Raw genomic sequence first — 19,767 nt, forward strand, 5'->3', positions numbered from 1 at the left:
CGCTCAGTTGTCGGTCGACGACCCCACCAGCGGGGGCTCGCTCGACCACGGGAAGGCGATCCACTCGTCGGTCCGCTTCCACACGTAGTCGCACTTCACGACCGAGTGCGACTTCTCGTACAGCACCGCGGTGCGGGTCTCGGCGACGTGCTCCGCGCAGAAGTCGCGCACCATTCGCAGCGTCTCGCCGGTGTCGGCGACGTCGTCCACGATCAGGGCGCGCTTGTCGGACAGGTCCACGGCGGCAGGGACGGGCGGCAGCAGGACGGGCAGCGGCAGCCGGGTGTCGACGCCGGTGTAGAACTCCACGTTGATGATGTGGAGGTTCTTGATCCCCATGGCGTAGCTCATCGCTCCGGCCGGGAGCATGCCGCCGCGGGTGATCGAGAGGATCAGGTCGGGCCGAAAGCCGGAGTCGACCACCTGCTGGGCGAGTTCACGCGAGGCCGAGCCGAAGGTCTGCCAGGTGAGTACTTCGCGGACCGGTTCACTCATGCGCGCATCCTCCCAGACGTGGACGCGGTTCCGCCCCGGCGGCCCAGCCGCTGGAACCGCCCGGCTGGCCGCCGGCTCGCGGTCATCGCCGCGAGCGGCTTCAATGGGTGCCCATGATCGCCGTGCAGATCACCGTCAGGGGCCGCGTCCAGGGGGTCGGGTTCCGCTGGTGGGTGATGGGCGAGGCCCGCTACCTCGGCCTGTCCGGCTACGCGGAGAACAAGGCGGACGGGACTGTGGAGATCCGCGCGCAGGGCGACGACGACGCGGTGGGGAGGATGATCCGGCTGGTCGCGGAGAACCCGTCCACCACGGCCCGGCCCGGACGCGTCGACGACTACGACCTGCGCTGGGTGGACGTGGTCCCCGGCGCGAGGGCCTTCGGCTACCGCTGACCGAGCATCCCTGCGACGGTGAACAGCAGCGGGAGCAGCGAAGCCACCAGCAGCACGGCGTTCAGCCAGAGGTGGTCGCGCAGGACGGCGATGAACTCCCGGATCACCGCGGGAGGCCAGTAGTACCGGGCGGTCGGCGCGCCGACCGCGTACCCCTCCATTCCGTGGCGACGCATCAGCAGCGCGGCCCGGAACGCGTGGAAGTCGCTGGTGACCACCGCGATCGGGCCGGTGATCCCCCGTTCGGCGAGGACTGTCGCCGTGTTCGCCAGGTTCTCCTCGGTGTTCCGCGAGCGGTCCTCGGTCAGGACGCGGTCGGCGGGCAGTCCGTCCGCGACCAGGAACGACGCCATGGCCGTGGCCTCCGCGACCGGCTCGTCCGGACCCTGCCCTCCGGAGGTCACCATCGCCCGGGGCGGGACGCCGCGCGCGGTGAGCCGGTCGAACACCTGCCGTCCCCTGCGCAGCCGGCCGGCCAACAGGGGCGGAACCTGCCCGCCGATGAGCCCCGATCCGAGCACGACGACAGCGTCCACCGGCGCCCCCCTGCGGGCCATCAACGCGGGATAGAGGCTCCCGTAGAGCAGGAACGCCACGAAGGCGAAGCCGAGGTAGGCCGCGGGAAGACCGAGGAGCAGGAGCCAGACGAATCCGACCAGAGAGTTGGTCACCACCACCGCGACGACGCCGGCGACATAGGCGAGCAGGACCAGGCCGACGCCGATCCCGAGCAGCCGGGAGACCCCGAACCCCTCCTTCCGCAGCAGGGTCACGCCGCTGACCAGCAGGAAGACCGCCAGCCCGACCACCGTGGCGAGCACGAGCACGATCACGACCAGCAGGAACACCACCGGGGGAAGTTCCCCTGCGACGGCGAGGGAGCCCACGGCTGCGGTCACGCTGACGCCGAGGCCCCAGAGCACCGCGCCGAGGAGGTACAGCGCCGTCCGGAACTTCCGGGGGTCGAGTGCGTAGCTGACCAGGAAGACGGCCAGCGGCAGCAGCTCGGTGAGCGGCACCCGACCAGCCCCTACTGTCCGACGGTCGTGTTGTTGAACGGCATGAACGGCGCGACCTGTGGGAACACCCAGACGAACAGCACCGCCACCACGGCCAGGACGAGAACCGCCGCCTCGACCACCTTCACCGGCACGGGGCCGGGAAGGACGCGCCACACCCACCCGTAGAACGACATCACGTCACCTGGAGGACGGTGGCGGGGACGCCGTCGGCGTGCGGGTAGGTCGCCTCCAGGACGGCGTGGACCACGTACCGCTGCCTGGCGCTGAACTCGGGATGACAACTCGTCATCGTCAACGTCGCCTCGCTCGCCACCACACCCGGCTCATTCGGCACCGGCAACAACACCGACACCTGCGTGGGCGCCACGACCTCGTGCCCCGTCACCCGGTACACGAACCACGACTCACCGGTCTCCACCAGGACCACGTCGCCCTTCTTCAGCTCCGCGATCCGGTTGAACGGCTTCCCATACGTGGTCCGGTGCCCCGCCATCGCGAAATTGCCCACCTCGCCCGGCAACGCGGTCCCCACGTAGTGGCCCACACCCCGATCCAGCACCGCCGCCGTCGTCCCCTCATACAAGGGCCGCGCATACGAGGCGCCGAACCGCGGGATCCGGACGATCGCGTACGCGTCCCCGATCTTCACCTGCTTGGGCTGCACCCAGTCGGGGCTGTCGAACCCGGCCTGGAGGGTGTCGACCACCTGGGCGGCGTCCGCGTCCGAGGTCACGTCCGTCCACCACAACTGCCAACCCACGAACAGCAGCAGTACGGCACCGAGGGTGACCAACAGCTCGCCGAGGAGACCGGCGACACCACGGAGCACCCGCATGCCGTCCCTCCCCTCCGCCCGCAGGGCGTCCGCCCGGCTCGTCCACAGGCTACCTGCCGCCCACCCCGGGGATGAGTCATAGTGTTCTCACAGGAAACTGCCAGCGGTTCCTCACCCGACGCTGAGAGAGTCAGGCCATGGCCATCACCGCACGAAGTGGACAGGAAGCCCTCACCCGCCCGGACGGCACCGCGATCCGGGTGCTGACCGTCGATGACGAGACCAGCCTCACCGAGCTGCTCAGCATGGCGCTGCGCTACGAGGGCTGGGAGGTCTCGACCGCCGAGTCGGGATTGTCCGCGGTCAAGACCGCGCGTGAGGTGCGTCCGGACGCCATCGTGCTCGACATGATGCTGCCCGATTTCGACGGCCTCGAGGTGATGCGCCGGATCCGGGCCGAGCAGCCCGACGTGCCCGTGATCTTCCTCACGGCGAAGGACGCCCTCGACGACCGGATCGGCGGACTGACCGCCGGCGGCGACGACTACGTGACCAAGCCGTTCAGCCTGGAGGAGCTCGTCGCCCGGCTGCGGGCGCTGCTGCGCCGCTCCGGCGCAACCACGCTGCGCAACGAGTCGCAGCTGGTGGTCGGCGACCTGACCCTCGACGAGGACAGCCACGAGGTGACCCGCGGCGGCGAGGTGATCAACCTGACCGCCACCGAGTTCGAACTGCTGCGCTACCTGATGCGCAACCCGCGCCGCGTGCTGAGCAAGGCCCAGATCCTCGACCGGGTGTGGAACTACGACTTCGGCGGCCAGGCCAACGTCGTCGAGCTGTACATCTCCTACCTGCGCAAGAAGATCGACGCAGGGCGCCCCCCGATGATCCACACGATGCGCGGGGCCGGGTACGTGCTCAAGCCGGCGGCCGAATGACGGTGCCCGCGCTGCCTGCGGCGGCCACGGCTCCCTCGCCGATGGGCAAGGGGACGCTGAGCCGGCAGCTGGTGTTGCGCACGACAGCCCTCGTCGCGCTGGTCACGGTCGGGCTGAGCCTGTTCACGGCGCTGGCGATCTTCCAGATCCTGCAGAACCAGCTGGACGAGCAACTCCAGGCGGCCGCGTCGCGTCCGCCCTGGCGGACGGGCACCGGCTCCGGCACCGGCGGTACCGGCGGCGCGGGCCCGGTCGACCCTTCCGGGGCGGGCCTGATCCGGATGGACCTGATCAACGGCACGTGGTGGCTGAACCTTCCCGACGGCGTCACGAAGGAGGCGGCCGCCGACCTGGTCAGCGCCGCCACCGCCCGTCCGTCGACGGTCACCGTCGAGGGGGCCGGCCTCTACCGGGTGATACTCGCGGAGGGTGGCGACTCGACCCGCTTGGTCGGCCTGCCGTACTCCGCCGTCACCGGGCCGATGACGAACGTGCTGGTGATGGCCGGGCTGCTCACGTCCGGCGCGATCCTGATCTCCTACGTCGCCGCCCGGCGCGTGGTCGAGCAGAGCCTGCGTCCGCTCACCCGGCTGGCGGCGACCGCCACCCAGGTGTCCAACCTGCCGCTGGAGAGCGGCGAGGGCCACGTCCCCATCCGCGTCGCGCCGGGCGACGCCAACCCCGCCTCCGAGGTGGGCCGCGTGGGGCTGGCCTTCAACCACATGCTCGACAACGTCGAGCACGCCCTCGCTGCGCGTCACCAGAGCGAGACGAAGGTGCGCCAATTCGTCGCGGACGCGTCCCACGAGCTGCGCAACCCGCTCGCGTCCATCCGTGGCTACGCCGAACTGACGCGACGCGGCAGCGAGGAGCTCCCCGAGGACGCCGCCCACGCGCTGGGCCGGATCGAGGCCGAGTCCGAGCGGATGTCGGCCCTCGTCCAGGACCTGCTGCTGCTGGCCCGGCTCGACTCGGAACCGACCCTGGACATCCGTCCGACCGACCTCACCGAGATCGTGCTGAACGCTGTCAGTGACGCGCGCGCGGCCAGTCCGGAGCACAGCTGGACGCTCGACCTTCCCGACGAGCCGGTGACGGCCCTCGCGGACGCGCACGGCCTGCACCAGGTTGTGGCGAACCTGCTCGCGAACGCCCGCACCCACACCCCGGCGGGGACGCGTGTGCAGACGGCGCTGCGCGCAGAGGACGGCTGGGCGGTGATCTCGGTCACGGACAACGGCCCGGGCGTGCCGCCGGAGATCCAGGGCTCGGTGTTCGAGCGGTTCACCCGCGCCGACGTGAGCAGGGTCCGCAAGGCCGGCGGCTCGTCCACCGGCCTCGGCCTGGCGATCGTGTCGGCGGTCGTCCACGCCCACGGCGGGCAGGTCGCGCTCGAGAGCGAGCCCGGCCGCACCACGTTCTCGCTCCGCGTCCCCCTGGCCTGAAGCCCGCACCGGCCGCCGCCCTCGCGTGCCCCGGGACTGCCACTCTGCGCCCCCAAAAGCCACTCTGCGCCCGATCTTTCGCGCGCAGAGTGGCACTCTCACGCGCAGAGTGGTGATCCCCGGGCCCGGCACGCTGGGGACGGTTCCCATCGTGCCGTCGGGTCGGGGGCCGTCCCTCGCTGACCACGTCGCTCACAAGAGGCTCACAGGGTCAGCCGATGGGGATGCCAGCCGGAGCGGCTTCCCTTGACGCATGACCGTGATCGAGACCCAGGCGCCGGCTCCCCTTGCCGGGCCGACGGACGGGGAACCGTCCCGCCGGTACTACGCCTACGTCGAGGACCGCCCCGACTGGGTGGCACGGGGAACGGTGATCGCCCTCCTGGTCGCCACCGGCTTCCTCTACATCTGGGGCCTCTCCGCCTCCGGCTACGCGAACTCGTTCTACTCCGCCGCCGCACAGGCGGGCTCCACCAACTGGACGGCCTGGTTCTTCGGCTCGCTGGACGGTGGCAACAGCATCACCGTCGACAAGCCCCCGGCCGCCATCTGGCTGATGGCCCTCTCAGTGCGGCTCTTCGGGCTGAGCTCCTGGAGCATCCTCGTCCCCGAGGCGCTACTCGGCGTGGCCAGCGTCGGCGTCCTGTACGCGACCGTCCGCCGCACCCTCCTCGCGCAGCGCAACGCCCCCGGCTCAACCCACCCGCTGACCACGCGCAACGCCCATTGGGCGGCGCTGGTCGGCGCCGTCGCGTTCGCCCTGACCCCTGCCGCCACGCTGATGTTCCGGTTCAACAACCCGGACGCGCTGCTGGTCTTCACGATGGTGCTGGCGAGCTACTTCACCGTCCGAGCCAGTGAGCACGCCTCCCGCGGCTGGCTCGCGCTGGCCGGCGTCGCGCTCGGCTTCGGCTTCCTGACCAAGATGATGCAGGCCTTCCTCGTCCTCCCCGCCCTCGTGGTGGCGTACTGGATCGCCGCTCCCGCGTCCTGGAAGAAGCGGGTGGTCGACCTGCTGGTCGCCTTCGTGACCATGGTCGCCTCCTTCGGCTGGTACATCGCCGTGGTCGAGCTGACCCCCGCGTCGATGCGGCCCTACATCGGCGGCTCGCAGAACAACTCCCTGCTCGAGCTGATCCTGAGCTACAACGGGTTCGGCCGCCTCACCGGGGACGAGACCGGCTCGGTCGGCAACAGCTCGAGTCGCTGGGGCGAGATCGGCATCCTGCGGATGTTCGAGGGCGTCTCGGGCGGCATGGTGTCCTGGCTGATCCCCGCAGCACTCCTGCTGTGTGTGGGCGCCCTGGGCTACGCGTTCGCACACCGCCGGCTCACGCCGATGCTGGACGCGGAGGGCAGGCGGCAACAGACCCCTTCCCAGGCGCTCGCCGGCGGCATCGTCGTCTGGCTCGGCTGGCTCGTCGTGACCGCGCTGGTGTTCAGCTTCATGGCGGGCATCTACCACGACTACTACACCGTGGCCCTCGCCCCCGCGATCGGCGGGGCCGTCGCCCTCGGCGGAGCAGGGCTGTGGGCGAATCGCGGACGCCTCGTCGCCCGCCTCGTCCTCGCCGCAGCCGTGGTCGGCACCGGCGTCTGGGCGCTCGTACTGCTGCAGCAGGCGGGCTCGTGGTACTCGATCCTCGGCTGGGTCGTGCTCGGCCTGGCCACGGTGTCCGGGATCGCGCTCGCGGTGGGGAACCTGCTGCCGAAGGCGCTGGCGACCGCGGCCCTGGTGGTCGGCGTCCTCGCCGGCCTCGCCGGTCCCTACGCGTACTCGATCAACACCGCTGCCACCGCGCACACCGGGTCGATCGTCACGGCCGGTCCGGTCTCGAGCAACAGCTTCGGCGGCGGTGGACGCGGTGGCGGCTTCGGCGGGGGAGGCCCCGGCGGCGGTGGCCCCGGCGGCGCGGGTGGCGGGCAGCCGCCGACCCGGGGAAGTTCCCCGACGTCCACCGGATCGTCCTCGGGCACCTCGACCTCGACCGGCTCGTCCTCGTCCACCTCAACCGGATCGTCCTCCGACGGCACCACCTCGAGCGGACGCGGCGGCGGAGGCGGGATGGGCGGCCTGCTGAACGGTGCGTCGACGTCCACGGAACTCACCAACCTGCTGCTGGCGGACTCCAGCTCCTACACGTGGGTCGCGGCGACGACCGGCTCGCAGAACGCGGCGAGCTACCAGCTGGCCACCCAGCGCGCGGTGATGGCGATCGGTGGCTTCAACGGCTCCGACCCGTCCCCGACCCTCGAGCAGTTCGAGGAGTACGTGGCGCAGGGGAAGATCCACTACTACATCGCGAACACGATCGGCGCCAGTAACGGCGGTTCCGACGTCGCGAGCCAGATCGCGGCCTGGGTGGAGGAGAACTACACGGCCACCACCGTCGGCAGCACCACGGTCTACGACCTCACCCAGCCGAAGTGAGGTGGTCGCGGTGAGTGCCCTCCCCGTCCCCGCCGCCGACAGCGCCGCGCGGCCCCGCACCGCGCTGGTCGACGTGATCATCCCCGTGTACAACGAGGAGGCCGACCTGGCCGCGTCCGTGCTGGGGCTGGACGCGTACTTGTCGGACGGGTTCCCGTACGGCTACCGGATCGTGATCGCCGACAACGCCTCCACCGACGGCACCTGGGCCGTCGCCCAGCGCCTCGCCGCTCGGAACAGGTCCGTCTGGGCCGTCCACCTGGACGCCAAGGGACGCGGACGCGCCCTGCGCCAGGCGTGGCTCGCGTCCGACGCGGACGTGGTCGCCTACATGGACGTGGACCTGTCCACCGACCTGAAGGCGCTGCTCCCCCTGGTGGCGCCCCTGGTCAGCGGCCACTCCGACGTCGCGATCGGCACCCGGCTGGCCCGCGGGTCACGGGTGGCCCGCGGCCCCAAGCGGGAGTTCATCTCGCGCAGCTACAACCTGCTGCTGCGGACGGCGCTCGGGGCGACCTTCACCGACGCGCAGTGCGGCTTCAAGGCCGTCCGGCGTGACGTCGCGCAGCAGCTCCTGCCGCTCGTGGAGGACAACAACTGGTTCTTCGACACCGAGTTGCTGGTCCTCGCCGAGCGGGCGGGGCTGCGCATCCACGAGGTGCCGGTGGACTGGGTGGACGATCCCGGCAGCACGGTCGACATCGTGGCGACGGCGCAGGAGGACCTGCGCGGCATCTGGCGGCTGCTGCGCGGCTTCGCCGGCCGGCGGATCCCCCTCGACCGGGTGCGGGCGGAGCTGGAGCGTCCGGACCTGCCCTCGACCGAGCCGGGCGTTCCGTCCGGCATGCTCGGCCAGCTGCTCCGCTTCGGCGCGGTCGGCGTGGCCAGCACGCTGGCGTACTTCGCGCTGTACCTGCTGCTGCGTCCGCTGGGCGCCCAGGGGGCGAACCTCGTCGCGCTGCTGGTCACCGCGGTGGCGAACACGGCGGCGAACCGCCGGTTCACGTTCGGGATCAGCGGACGCGACGACGCACTGCGCCACCACCTAGGCGGCCTGGCGGCGTTCGGCGTCGCCCTGGCGCTCACCAGCGGCTCCCTCCAGGCCCTTGCCACCTTCGCTCCCGGAGCCGGTCGGCTGGTCGAGGTCGTGGTGCTGGTCGCGGCCAACGCCGCCGCCACCCTGCTCCGGTTCGTCTCGCTGCGGCTGCTGATGCACCGCCGGCCCTGAGCCCGACCCGGTCGCCGTGACCGGGGCGTCGAACGATGCCAGGAGGGCCAGTTCGTCGGCGAGGCGGGCCCGGTCGCGGTCGACCCGGGAGTCGTAGCCGGGACGCCACGAGCGCGCGTGCGCCGGCTGGAGGGCGAGAACGAGGAGGGCCACGAGGCCTGCGGAGATGAGGAGTCCGGTCATGGCAGAAATCCTTCCAGCGCCGGATTCCCGCCACTAGTGGCAGAAACGTCGCCCCCCAAAGGAATAGTGCCACTATGCTGAGGGCGTGGCACTGCGCAGCGTGAGTGTGATCCTGATCGAGCCCGTCTCGTTGTTCGAGTTCGGGGTCGCCGCCGAGGTGTTCGGCATCGACCGCAGCCAGGAGGGCATCGAGTTCGACTTCCAGGTCTGCGGCACGCGTCCGGACGCGCCGTACGCGACCAAGCTCACCACCCCGCTGGCGATCACGCCGACCAGCCCCCTGAGCGCTGCCATCGGCAGCGACCTCGTGATCGTCGCCCCCACCACACCGCAGCCGGTCTACGACGAGGCGATCCTGGCGACCCTGCGCGCCGCCCACGCAGCCGGCTCGACGATCCTGAGCCTCTGCTCCGGCTCGTTCGTGCTGGGTGCGGCCGGCCTGCTCGACGGACGGCCCTGCACCACCCACTGGATGTACGCCGACGACATGAGGCGCCGCTTCCCCGCGACGTCGGTCGACCCGAGCGTGCTGTTCGTGGACGCCGGCGACATCATCACGAGCGCGGGCACCGCCGCCGGCGTGGACGCGTGCCTGCACCTGGTCCGCAGGGAGCTCGGCGCCGCAGCAGCGAGCACGATCGCGCGCCGGATGGTGGTGCCGCCGCAGCGCGACGGCGGCCAGCAGCAGTTCGTCGCCACGCCGATCCCCGAGTGCGCGTCCGACGGGTTCGCCGCACTGCTGGAGTGGGCGGTGGCCCACATCGACGAGGACCACAGCATCTCCTCGCTCGCCCGCCGCGCCGCGATGAGCGAGCGGACGTTCGCGCGCCGCTTCGCGTCCGAGACCGGCACCACTCCGCACAAGTGGCTTGTCCAGCAGCGCGTGCTCGCCGCGCGCGACCTGCTCGAGCGCAGCGACCTCGCCGTGGAGCAGGTCGCCGACCGCGTCGGCTTCAACTCCGCCGTCGTCCTGCGCGACCATTTCCGGCGCGCCACGGGCCTCGCGCCGACCGTCTACCGGCAGCGCTTCGGCTCCCCCGCCGGGTAGCCGCCCGGGCGCCACTCCACCAAGTGGTGATATCTGGAGTCCGCCCAACTCTTGCCAATGTGCAATTCCTGTGAGTAACTTGCGCCAGGGCCTCTGGGGGGAGGTCAGGCATTCCGCGGGGGCGGAGTGCTGGCGCGCACGGGGGGAAATCATGCGGGCTCTTCATCGATCTGGACTTGTCACGCTTCTCGCGGTTGCACTCGCGATCCTCGGAATCGGAACCAGCGCGGTCCCGGCTTCGGCAGCCGAGGACTCGCTCTCGTTCATCGGCGCCGCGAGTACGTCCGGGAACCGAACCAGCCACGCGGTCGCCGTCCCTGCCACGGTGCAGGCGGGCGACCTGCTCGTGTTCGCGATGACCGTGAACTCGTCGACGACGACCGTCACCAAGCCCAGCGGCTGGGACCCGGCCAGTTCGATCGACGGCAGCGGCATCCTCGGCCGGGTCTGGACGAGGACGGCCACGGCCACGGACGCCGGGACCAGCGTCGCGGCCACGACGAGCACCACCGTCAAGTCGACGGTCAGCATCGCTGCGTACCGCAGCACGACGGGTCGCGCACAGGTGACGGACGCCCGCGCGTCCGGCGACGCGTCGACCACGTCCCACACCGCCCCGTCGGCCACCCTGACCGGCACGAACTCCTGGCTCGTGAACATCTGGGGCGAGAAGTCCTCCGTCGCGCTCACCTGGACCCTGCCCGGCACCACCACCTCCCGCACCACGGACGGGGGCTCCGGCTCGGGCAAGACCAGCCAGGTGCTCGCCGACTCGGCCGGTCCCCTGACGGGACCGGACTCCGGAACCCGGGTCGCCACCACGAGCGAGACGGTGAGCAAGGGCGTCCTGTTCGCGCTCGCGATCACGCCGGCCGCACCGGTGAACGCCGCACCCACCGCGGCGTTCACCTACAGCTGCACGGAGCTGGACTGCAGCTTCAACGCCGGCACGTCCTCCGACCCCGAGGCCGGCGCCCTCACCTACGCGTGGGACTTCGGCGACAGCGCCACCGCGACCGGAGTGAGCCCCGTCCACACCTACGGCTCGGCCGGCACCCGAACGGTCCAGCTGACCGTCAGCGACGGCACCAACACGGCGCAGGCCACCCAGAGCGTGAAGGTCGTGGTCCTGAACCCGCCCGTCGCGGGACCCGGCCACACGACCCTCGTCTCCGACACCGTCGCCACGACGTTCCCCCGCATCACGTCCGGCGAGATCTACGACCTCGAGTACAGCGGCAACCGGGTCTATGTCGCCGGTGGGTTCACCACCATCCGCAACAACGCCAGCGGGAACACGACGAGCTACAGCCAGCCGTACCTCGCCGCGTTCAACCTGACGACCGGCCTCGTGGACGCATCCTTCCGTCCGGTCTTCGACGGAGAGGTGTACGACGTCGAGGCGAGCCCGGACGGCACCAAGCTGTTCGTCGCAGGCAAGTTCAACAACGTGAACGGCGTGAAGAAGCGCAAGTTCGCCTCGATCAACCCCGCCACGGGCGCGACGGTCACCGGCTTCACCGCCCAGGCCGACGCGGTCGGCTCCGAGGTCGAGGCCACCAACACCACGGTCTACCTCGGCGGCCAGTTCACCACGATCAACGGAGTGGCCAAGTCGGGCCTCGCTGCCGTGGACGCCACCACCGGTGCTCTCGTCGGAGCCACCGCGGCGAACCCGGGCGGCACCTGGAACAACGACCTCTCCGGCGGAATCGGCCCGAACGGCCAGCTGACCGTGCAGGAGCTGAAGATCACGCCCGATCAGTCCACGCTGCTCGTGATCCACACCGGCCGGAAGGTTGCCGGCGAGACCCGCTACGGTGCGGCCCTCATCAACCTCAAGACCGGAGCGTTGCTGCCCTGGCGGACCCGCCTGTGGGAGGACAACCTCGCGTTCGTCGGTGGCGTGCAGCGCGCCTTCGCTGCCGACATCTCCCCGGACGGGAGCTACTTCGTCGTCACCAGCGGTTCCGGAGGAGACCGTCCGCCGATCAACGACACCGTCGTCCGGTTCCCGATCGCCGGCGAGGACAACGTCGAACCGACCTGGGTGGCCCGCTGCTTCGACTCCGTCTACTCCGTGGCCATCTCGGAGAAGGCCATCTACATCGGCGGCCACTTCAGCTGGAACGAGTCGCAGACCTCCCGCGACCCCTGGCCCGGGCTGGACGACGTCGGCTACGGCACCGGGCAGGGCCTGTCCGGCTACGGCCTGGGCGACGAGGTGGTTCGGCGCGACCACATCGGCGCGCTCGACCCCGCGCTCGGCAAGGCCGTCGAGTTCAACCCCGGCTCCGACTCCTTCGAGGGCAACAAGGCCATGCTGGTCACCCCGAAGGGGCTGGTGACCGGAGGGGACGCCACCACCCAGGGGTCGCAGACAGTGGGTCGGATCGCGGTCTACAGCCTGCCGTCGACGACGGCACCGGCGAACGAGGCCGTGATCGGGGCGCCGATCGAGGGCCGAGTGGTCGAGTCCGGTCAACCCTTCACGGTTTCCGGTACCGCCCACGCCACCAGCGGGGTGAGCCGGGTCCAGATCGAGATCCGCAACCGCGACACCAACGCCTTCCTCGCCGACGACCTGACCAGCTGGGTCACGTCCAACACGATCAATGCAACCCTGGCCAGCCCGAACGCCGTGGACACTGCCTGGTCGCTGACCCTGACCATCCCGGCCACCCTCAACCTGGAGATCCGGGCCAAGACCTTCGCGGTGAACGGGAGTTCGTCGGACAAGGTGACCAACAAGTTCGAGACGTTCTCGACGTCGGACCAGTCCCCGACCGCCACCATCACCTCGCCGGCTGCCGGCCTGCTCACCTCGCTGACCTTCACGATCACCGGTACCGCGACGGACGACGTCGGCGTCCGCGCGGTGGGCTACACCCTCAGGGACTCCAGCAACCGTTACCTGCAGGACGACGGCACCGCTGCGGCCGTGTACAACTCGTTCACTGTCCAGCCCGACCTCGTCGACGCGGCAACGACGACCTGGTCGACCGAGGTGACCGTCCCCTACGAGGACACCTGGCAGCTCCAGGTCGTGCCGCGGGACACGTCCGGGCAGTCGTCCCTGGACACCTACGACCGCACCTGGATCATCAACAGCAGCGGGATCGCGCCCTCGGTGTCGATCGTCACGCCGGTGGTGATGAACCCTCCGGTGGCGGTCGGTTCGGTCGCGGTGACGCCGGGGAGCCCGCTGTCGTTCAGCGGCTCTGCGACCGATGACGAGGACCTGGCGAGCGTGGAGGTCTCCCTGCGCAACAACACCACGGGCGAGACCCTTGCCGCGGACGGCACCTGGGCCGTGCAGGCGACCGGGTGGTACCGGGTCACCTCGATCAACCTCAGCGGGACGAGCACGACCTGGTCCTACACCACGCCGTTCACCCTGACCCCTGGCTCGTACAGCTTCGCGGTCCGTGCCACGGATGACGCCGGGCTGGTCACGTCCTCGACCAACCAGGGGAAGCTGACCCTGCTCGCCCAGGTGGCCGGCGACAACGCTCCGAACGGCCTGCTCAGCGTCACCGGCACGGTCACGGGGCTGCAGTCGCTGGTGGTGAACCTCACCGGGACCGCGACCGACGACAAGGGTGTGGCGAGCGTGCGGATCGCCGCCCTGGACGGCGACACCAACCGCTACCTCCAGCCGGATGGTTCGCAGTCGGCCACCTTCGCCACGATCAACGCCACCCTCGCGACGCCGAACGGGACGAGCACGACGTGGAGCCTGCCGCTGACCTTCCCGAACGAGGGCAACTGGCAGGTCACGGCGTACGCGTACGACACCGCCGGCCAGCAGGACCTGTCCCTGAGCGGCGCCACGGCTCGGTACCCGATCTATCCCGGCGACCTCCCTCCCACGGTGACGGCGGCGCTGGCGCAGCCCCAGGCGGGGACGGTGTTCACCGACGGGAAGATCGTCGTCACGGGCCGCCTGGAGGATGACCGCCAGATCGCCACCGCCCAGGTGGCAGTGGTCAACTCCGTCGGCCAGTACCTGAGCAGCACCGGGACCTTCACCAGTACGGCCGAGAGCTGGCGTACCGGGTTCCTGAACTCCCCGGGCTCGGCAGGGTCGAACTACTCCTACACCACCCCGGTGATCCCTGCCGGTGTCTACACCGTGCGGGTGCGCGGTGTGGACAGCCACGGGTTCACCACGTCGCCGACGTACGACGTCGGCAACATCACGGTGCAGGTGCCCGCGAGCAACCCGCCCGTGGCCTCGTTCACGGCCACCTGCGGGACGGGGGCCGACTCCAACGTCTGCGAGTTCGACGCGCGCGCCACCACCGATGAGGAGATCGGCTCCGTGACCTACTCGTGGAACTACGGCACGGGCCAGGGCACCGCGACGGGCGTCGTCCCTGCGGCGAAGACCTACACGACCTCCGGCACCTTCACCGTCACCCTGACCGCGAAGGACCAGTGGAACAACGTCGGCACGACGACGAGGACGGTGACGATCACCGAACCCACGGACAACGTCCCACCGAACGCCGTGATCAGCGAGCCGGCGTGCTCGGGACGGGTCTGCAACTTCTCCAGCGCGGCCTCGACGGATCCCAACACCGGGGACACCATCAGCCGGGTCTGGCAGTGGGGGGACGGGACGCCCCAGAGCACCAGCACCGCTCCTTCGCACACCTTCGCCCTCGCCGGCACCTACACGGTGACCCTCACCGTGACCGACGGGTGGGGCAAGTCGACGACCGTGACCAGGCAGCTGACCGTGGCCTGAGCGGCCCTCCGGCCCGTGCGCTCATCTGACAGCGCGCGGGCCGGGCGGTACCGTCATGGGGTGACCATCGCCCCAGCCGACCTCGCCCACCTCGTCGACCACACCCTGCTGTCCCCCACCGCGACCGGAGCGGACGTTGCCGCGCTGGCCGCTGAGGCCGCTCGCCTCGGCACGTACTCGATCTGCGTGTCACCGTCGATGCTCCCGGTGGCCGCGGAGCTGGGGACGGTCAAGGTCGCCACGGTCTGCGGGTTCCCGTCCGGGAAGCACACCCCTGCGACGAAGGCCGCCGAAGCCGCCGAGTCCGCGGAGCGCGGCGCCGACGAGGTCGACATGGTGATCGATCTCGGCCTGCTCAAGGAGGGCCGGGCGGACGCCACGCAGGCCGAGATCGCCGCCGTCCGCGCGGCCGTCCCCGCCCCGAAGGTGCTGAAGGTCATCATCGAGTCGGCCGCGCTCACCGACGCGGAGATCGTCGCGGCCTGCCAGGCCGCCGAAGCCGCCGGCGCCGACTTCGTGAAGACGTCGACGGGCTACCACCCGGCCGGCGGCGCGTCCGTCCACGCGGTCGAGTTGATGGCGGCCACCGTCGGTGGCCGGCTCGGCGTGAAGGCGTCCGGTGGCATCCGCGACTGGGCCACCGCCGTGGCCATGATCGAGGCCGGCGCGACCCGTCTGGGCCTGTCCGGCACCGCTGCCGTGCTCGCCGGAGGCACGTCCGAGGGCTACTGACCGTCCACCACAAGGTGGACGCATCTGCGGCGAACTCGCCCGTTTCGGTCCACCTTGACGCCGACACCACCCCCCTCCACCACAAGATGGACGCTTGTGCGGTGTAGTCACCCGTTTCGGTCCACCTTGACGTGGACAGACGCCGCGTCGACTCCTGAAGAACGACGAGATCCGGGGTCAAGCCCGGGATGACAGGCGAGGCATGGACGCTTCGGGGGCTCAGCCGATGCCCTGGTCCTTCACCCAGCGGGACGCGACGTCGGCGACGGTGCCACCGGCGGCGACCTGCGCCTGGAGGTCGATCAGCATGTCCGTGGTGACGACCTGGGCCACCTGGTTCATCGCCAGGACCTGGTCGGGGGCGGAATCGGTGAGGGCGGTGTTCACGAGCACCAGCCCGGGGTCCACCACCGCCAGCTTCTGGGTGTCCACGAGCTCGACCATTCCCGAAGCGCCCGTGTAGTCGGTCCGGCGGAAAGCCGCGATCGCCGCGTCGCCGTTGGCCAGCCGGGACGCACGCTCGACCGGGTTCTCCACCTTCATCACCGAGAACTGTGCCCCGTAGACCGTCCGCAGCCCGGGCACGCCGTCAGCGCGGGACGTGGCCATCGGGGGGATCGCGGCGATCTTGCCCTTCGACCAGGAGCCGATCCGGCTCAGGCTGGTGATGCCGGCCTCCGCGGTCTCCTGCGTGACCAGCCAGACCAGTGCTCCGTCCACGCCCCCGGCCTCGAGGACGCTGACGTCCGGCTCCAGGAGGCCCGCCACCTCGCCGGGAAGGTCCTTGGCAGCCGGCGGCTCGTCGTCCTGGCTGAGGGAGGCCCACAGCGTGCCCCCGAACGCCGGCAGCGCGGCGAGGTCCCCGTGTCCGAGCGCGGCCTGCCAGCCGTCCTCCACCGGCCCCGTGACGGCGGGCTGTCCTGTGGCGGCCACCGCCGCGACCAGGAGCTGGGCGAACACCGCCTCCGCCGAGGTCCCGTCCTGCCCCACCACCATGGGGGCCAGGGTGGGCTCGGCAGACGGCGAACCGCCCGCCTCCGCCGGGGGTACCCGGGCACACCCTGCTGCCAGGACGGCCGTCACGCCGAGCAGGAATCCTCGTCTGTCCACGCCTGCCAGTCTCGCCGAGCCCCCCGGGCAGGTCGGAGAGGCCACGCCGGGCGAGCCGGATCCGTCCCCCGGAAGGGGACATCGGGTTCTGGTGGGGCCCGGGACGATCAGGTATCCTCGTCGGTGGCCGTACTTCTCGGGGGGGAACAGGCGGCCGGTCCGGCCCAGCCGGATCTCAGGGGGACAACCCGGCTTTCCCGCAGCGAGAGCGGATGACGCCGAAGTCCTTGACCAGTTGCCCGGTGGCCATGCCACCGGGCAACTGGTTTCTCCGGCCGGAAGCTCGTCCTCGACAGTGTCGACGCCCTTCGTGACGCTCCCCTGTGGCTCGCACCCCGGACCGTGCGTCGAGCAGACGCACGAGGGCCCCGGTCGAGATGACCGGGGCCCTCCTTGGAGTGATGTCAGCGCATCACTTGTTGTTCAGCGCGGACTGCGCGGCGGCCAGGCGCGCGATCGGCACCCGGAACGGCGAGCAGGACACGTAGTTCAGGCCGACCTTCTGGCAGAACTCGATGGACGACGGGTCGCCACCGTGCTCGCCGCAGATGCCCAGCTTGATGTCGGGGCGAGTCGACTTGCCGAGCTCGACGGCCGTCTTCACGAGCTTGCCGACGCCGTCCTGGTCGAGGCGGGCGAACGGGTCGTTCTCGTAGATCTTCTTGTCGTAGTAGGCGTCCAGGAACTTCCCGGCGTCGTCACGGCTGAAGCCGAACGTCATCTGGGTGAGGTCGTTGGTGCCGAACGAGAAGAACTCGGCCTCCTTCGCGATCTCGTCCGCGGTGATGGCCGCGCGCGGGATCTCGATCATCGTGCCGACCTTGTACTCCAGCGCGACGTCCGAATCGGCGATGATCGCATCGGCGGTGTCGGTGATGATCTTCTTGACGAAGGCCAGCTCCTTCACCTCGCCCACCAGCGGGATCATGATCTCCGGCACGATCTTCCACTCCGGGTGCGCCTTCTGGACGTTGATCGCTGCCTCGATGATCGCCCGGGTCTGCATGGCGCCGATCTCGGGGTAGGTCACGTCGAGGCGGCAGCCGCGGTGGCCCATCATCGGGTTGAACTCGTGCAGGGACGCGATCACGTTCTTCAGCTCGTCGACCGAGATGTTCATGTCGGCGGCGAGGGCGACGATGTCGTCCTCGTCGGTCGGCAGGAACTCGTGCAGCGGCGGGTCGAGGAGGCGGATGGTGACAGGGAAGCCCTCCATCGCCTCGTAGATGCCCTCGAAGTCGCCGCGCTGCATCGGCAGCAGCTTGGCCAGCGCGGCCTCGCGCTGCTCGACGGTCTTGGAGACGATCATCTCGCGGATGGCCGCGATCCGGTCGGTCTCGAAGAACATGTGCTCGGTGCGGCACAGCCCGATGCCCTCGGCGCCGAACTCGCGGGCCTGGCGGGCGTCCGCCGGGGTGTCGGCGTTGGTGCGGACGTTCATCGTGCGGTACTGGTCGGCCCACTCCATGATCCGGCCGAAGTAGCCGCCGATCTCGGCGGGGACGGTCGCGATCTGCTGGCCGTACACGTTGCCGGTGGAACCGTCGAGGGAGAGCCAGTCGTTCTCGGTGAACGTCTGCCCACCGAGGCTGAACGACTTGCCGTCCGCGGCGAAGGTGACGTCGCCGAGGCCGGACACGCAGCAGGTGCCCATGCCGCGGGCGACCACGGCCGCGTGGGACGTCATGCCGCCACGGGCGGTCAGGATGCCCTGGGAGTGGTGCATGCCCTCGATGTCCTCGGGCGTCGTCTCCAGGCGGACGAGGATGACCGGCTCGCCGGTCTTGCCGCGCGCGGCGGCGTCCTCGGCGGTGAAGGAGACCTTGCCGCAGGCCGCACCCGGGGAGGCCGGGAGGCCCTTGCCGATCGGGGTGGCTGCCTTCAGCTCAGCGCCGTCGAACTGCGGGTGCAGCAGCGCGTCGATCTGCTTGGGATCGATCATCGCCACGGCCTTCTCCGGGGTGATCTTGCCCTCGTCGACCAGGTCGCAGGCGATCTTGAACGCCGCGGCGGCGGTGCGCTTGCCGTTGCGGGTCTGCAGCATGAAGAGCTTGCCATCCTCGATGGTGAACTCCATGTCCTGCATGTCGGCGTAGTGGTTCTCCAGGCTGGAGACGATGTCGGCGAACTGGGCGTAGACGGCCGGGTTCTCGTCCTTCAGCTGGTCGATGGTCTCCGGGGTGCGGATGCCGGCGACGACGTCCTCGCCCTGCGCGTTCATCAGGAACTCGCCGAACAGGCCGGCCTCACCGGTGGCCGGGTTGCGGGAGAACGCCACGCCGGTGCCGGAGGTGTCGCCGGTGTTGCCGAACACCATGGACTGCACGTTGACGGCGGTGCCCCACGAGCCGGGGATGTCGTTCATGCGGCGGTAGTAGACGGCGCGCGGGTTGTCCCAGGAGCGGAACACGGCCTTGATGGCGCCGAACAGCTGCTCGACCGGATCGGACGGGAAGTCGGTGCCGACCTTGTCCTTGTACTGGGCCTTGAACTTCTCGGCGAGTTCCTTGAGGTCCTCGGCGGTGAGCTCGGTGTCGAGCTTGACGCCGCGCTCCTCCTTCATCTCGTCGATGAGCTTCTCGAAGTAGCTCTTGCCGACCTCCATGACGACGTCGGAGTACATCTGGATGAACCGGCGGTAGGAGTCGTAGGCGAAGCGCGGGTTGTTGGTCTTCTCGGCGAACCGGGCGGCGACCTCGTCGTTCATGCCCAGGTTCAGGATGGTGTCCATCATGCCGGGCATGGACGCGCGGGCGCCCGAGCGGACCGAGACCAGCAGCGGGTTGTCGAGGTCGCCGAACTTCTTGCCGGTCATCCCCTCCAGCTTGCCGACGTAGGTGAGGATCTCGGCCTGGATGGCGTCGTTGATCTGCTCGCCGTCGGCGTAGTACTGGGTGCAGGCCTCGGTGGTGATGGTGAAGCCCTGCGGCACCGGCATGCCCAGCCCGGTCATCTCGGCCAGGTTGGCGCCCTTGCCACCCAGCAGGTTCTTCATCGAGGCGTCGCCCTCGCTGAACTCGTACACATACTTGTCAGTCATCGTGACTTTGAGTCTCCTTCAATGGGCTCCGGTATCGGCCGGATGTGGGTGCCTGCACTGGCATGTCTGCACTGACTCCCACGGCGGCGGCGGAGCTGACCGTCGCTCGGCGCGTACGGGGACCAACCTATCGTTTCCGGGCAAGTCCTTCACCCCACGGCCGGGGCTCCCG

The 19,767-nt window shown here is 70.2% G+C and carries 14 protein-coding genes; 8 read left to right on the top strand and 6 right to left on the bottom strand.

Translation table 11 applies throughout. From position 1 onward, the window contains the following. Window positions 1-3 precede the first annotated feature (3 nt). Entirely contained in the window at window positions 4-495 is a 492-nt protein-coding gene (locus QM779_RS10690) for a phosphoribosyltransferase (RefSeq protein ID WP_428534988.1), read from the bottom strand. 113 nt (window positions 496-608) lie between these two features. Between QM779_RS10690 and QM779_RS10695 the strand changes: the two genes are divergently transcribed. Continuing rightward, window positions 609-890: an acylphosphatase gene (locus QM779_RS10695; protein WP_428534990.1), complete on the top strand. Its 282-nt coding sequence runs from the start codon at window positions 609-611 to the stop codon at window positions 888-890. Here QM779_RS10695 and QM779_RS10700 read toward each other — a convergent pair. Genes QM779_RS10700 through QM779_RS10710 form a run of 3 tightly spaced genes read right to left on the bottom strand, consistent with a single transcriptional unit; the run spans window position 881 to window position 2,747 of the window. Further along, a complete protein-coding gene (locus QM779_RS10700) occupies window positions 881-1,909 on the bottom strand; it encodes a YdcF family protein (RefSeq protein WP_428534992.1) in 1,029 nt (342 codons plus the stop codon). The genes QM779_RS10695 and QM779_RS10700 overlap by 10 nt on opposite strands. A gap of 11 nt (window positions 1,910-1,920) precedes the next feature. After that, complete coding sequence (locus tag QM779_RS10705; RefSeq protein WP_428534994.1) at window positions 1,921-2,085, bottom strand: hypothetical protein; 165 nt, start codon at window positions 2,083-2,085, stop codon at window positions 1,921-1,923. Continuing rightward, window positions 2,085-2,747, bottom strand: a complete 663-nt coding sequence (locus QM779_RS10710) for a class E sortase (RefSeq protein WP_428534996.1) — start codon at window positions 2,745-2,747, stop codon at window positions 2,085-2,087. The genes QM779_RS10705 and QM779_RS10710 overlap by 1 nt, the downstream gene beginning before the upstream one ends. A 137-nt stretch (window positions 2,748-2,884) precedes the next feature. Here QM779_RS10710 and QM779_RS10715 point away from each other — a divergent pair, with 137 nt between their 5' ends. The 7 genes from QM779_RS10715 to deoC all read left to right on the top strand — a co-directional run bounded on the left by QM779_RS10715 (window position 2,885) and on the right by deoC (window position 15,445). Next, on the top strand, window positions 2,885-3,625 hold the full coding sequence (locus tag QM779_RS10715; RefSeq protein ID WP_428534998.1) for a response regulator transcription factor: 741 nt from the start codon (window positions 2,885-2,887) through the stop codon (window positions 3,623-3,625). Beyond that, complete coding sequence (locus QM779_RS10720) at window positions 3,622-5,070, top strand: sensor histidine kinase (RefSeq protein WP_428535000.1); 1,449 nt, start codon at window positions 3,622-3,624, stop codon at window positions 5,068-5,070. Before QM779_RS10715 ends, QM779_RS10720 begins: the two co-directional genes overlap by 4 nt. A 253-nt stretch (window positions 5,071-5,323) precedes the next feature. Beyond that, window positions 5,324-7,501, top strand: a complete 2,178-nt coding sequence (locus QM779_RS10725; protein WP_428535002.1) for an ArnT family glycosyltransferase — start codon at window positions 5,324-5,326, stop codon at window positions 7,499-7,501. A gap of 10 nt (window positions 7,502-7,511) precedes the next feature. Beyond that, window positions 7,512-8,729 carry a glycosyltransferase gene (locus QM779_RS10730; RefSeq protein ID WP_428535004.1) on the top strand — a complete coding sequence of 406 codons (1,218 nt, stop codon included), beginning with the start codon at window positions 7,512-7,514 and terminating at the stop codon, window positions 8,727-8,729. Window positions 8,730-8,997: 268 nt separating this feature from the next. Next, complete coding sequence (locus QM779_RS10735; protein ID WP_428535006.1) at window positions 8,998-9,960, top strand: GlxA family transcriptional regulator; 963 nt, start codon at window positions 8,998-9,000, stop codon at window positions 9,958-9,960. 325 nt (window positions 9,961-10,285) lie between these two features. Then, window positions 10,286-14,713: a PKD domain-containing protein gene (locus QM779_RS10740; protein WP_428535008.1), complete on the top strand. Its 4,428-nt coding sequence runs from the start codon at window positions 10,286-10,288 to the stop codon at window positions 14,711-14,713. A 60-nt stretch (window positions 14,714-14,773) separates the two neighbouring features. Next, window positions 14,774-15,445, top strand: coding sequence for a deoxyribose-phosphate aldolase (gene deoC / locus QM779_RS10745; RefSeq protein ID WP_428535010.1), 672 nt, complete (start codon window positions 14,774-14,776; stop codon window positions 15,443-15,445). Between the two features lie 219 nt (window positions 15,446-15,664). Here the strand turns inward: deoC and QM779_RS10750 are convergent, their stop codons facing one another. Together QM779_RS10750 and ppdK are read right to left on the bottom strand one after the other, a co-directional pair. After that, window positions 15,665-16,555: a hypothetical protein gene (locus QM779_RS10750; protein WP_428535012.1), complete on the bottom strand. Its 891-nt coding sequence runs from the start codon at window positions 16,553-16,555 to the stop codon at window positions 15,665-15,667. A gap of 412 nt (window positions 16,556-16,967) precedes the next feature. Further along, on the bottom strand, window positions 16,968-19,595 hold the full coding sequence (ppdK, locus tag QM779_RS10755; protein WP_428535014.1) for a pyruvate, phosphate dikinase: 2,628 nt from the start codon (window positions 19,593-19,595) through the stop codon (window positions 16,968-16,970). Window positions 19,596-19,767: the final 172 nt, after the last annotated feature.

The sequence above is a fragment of the Propionicimonas sp. genome, from assembly GCF_049840635.1.
Taxonomy (GTDB): Bacteria; Actinomycetota; Actinomycetes; order Propionibacteriales; family Propionibacteriaceae; genus Propionicimonas.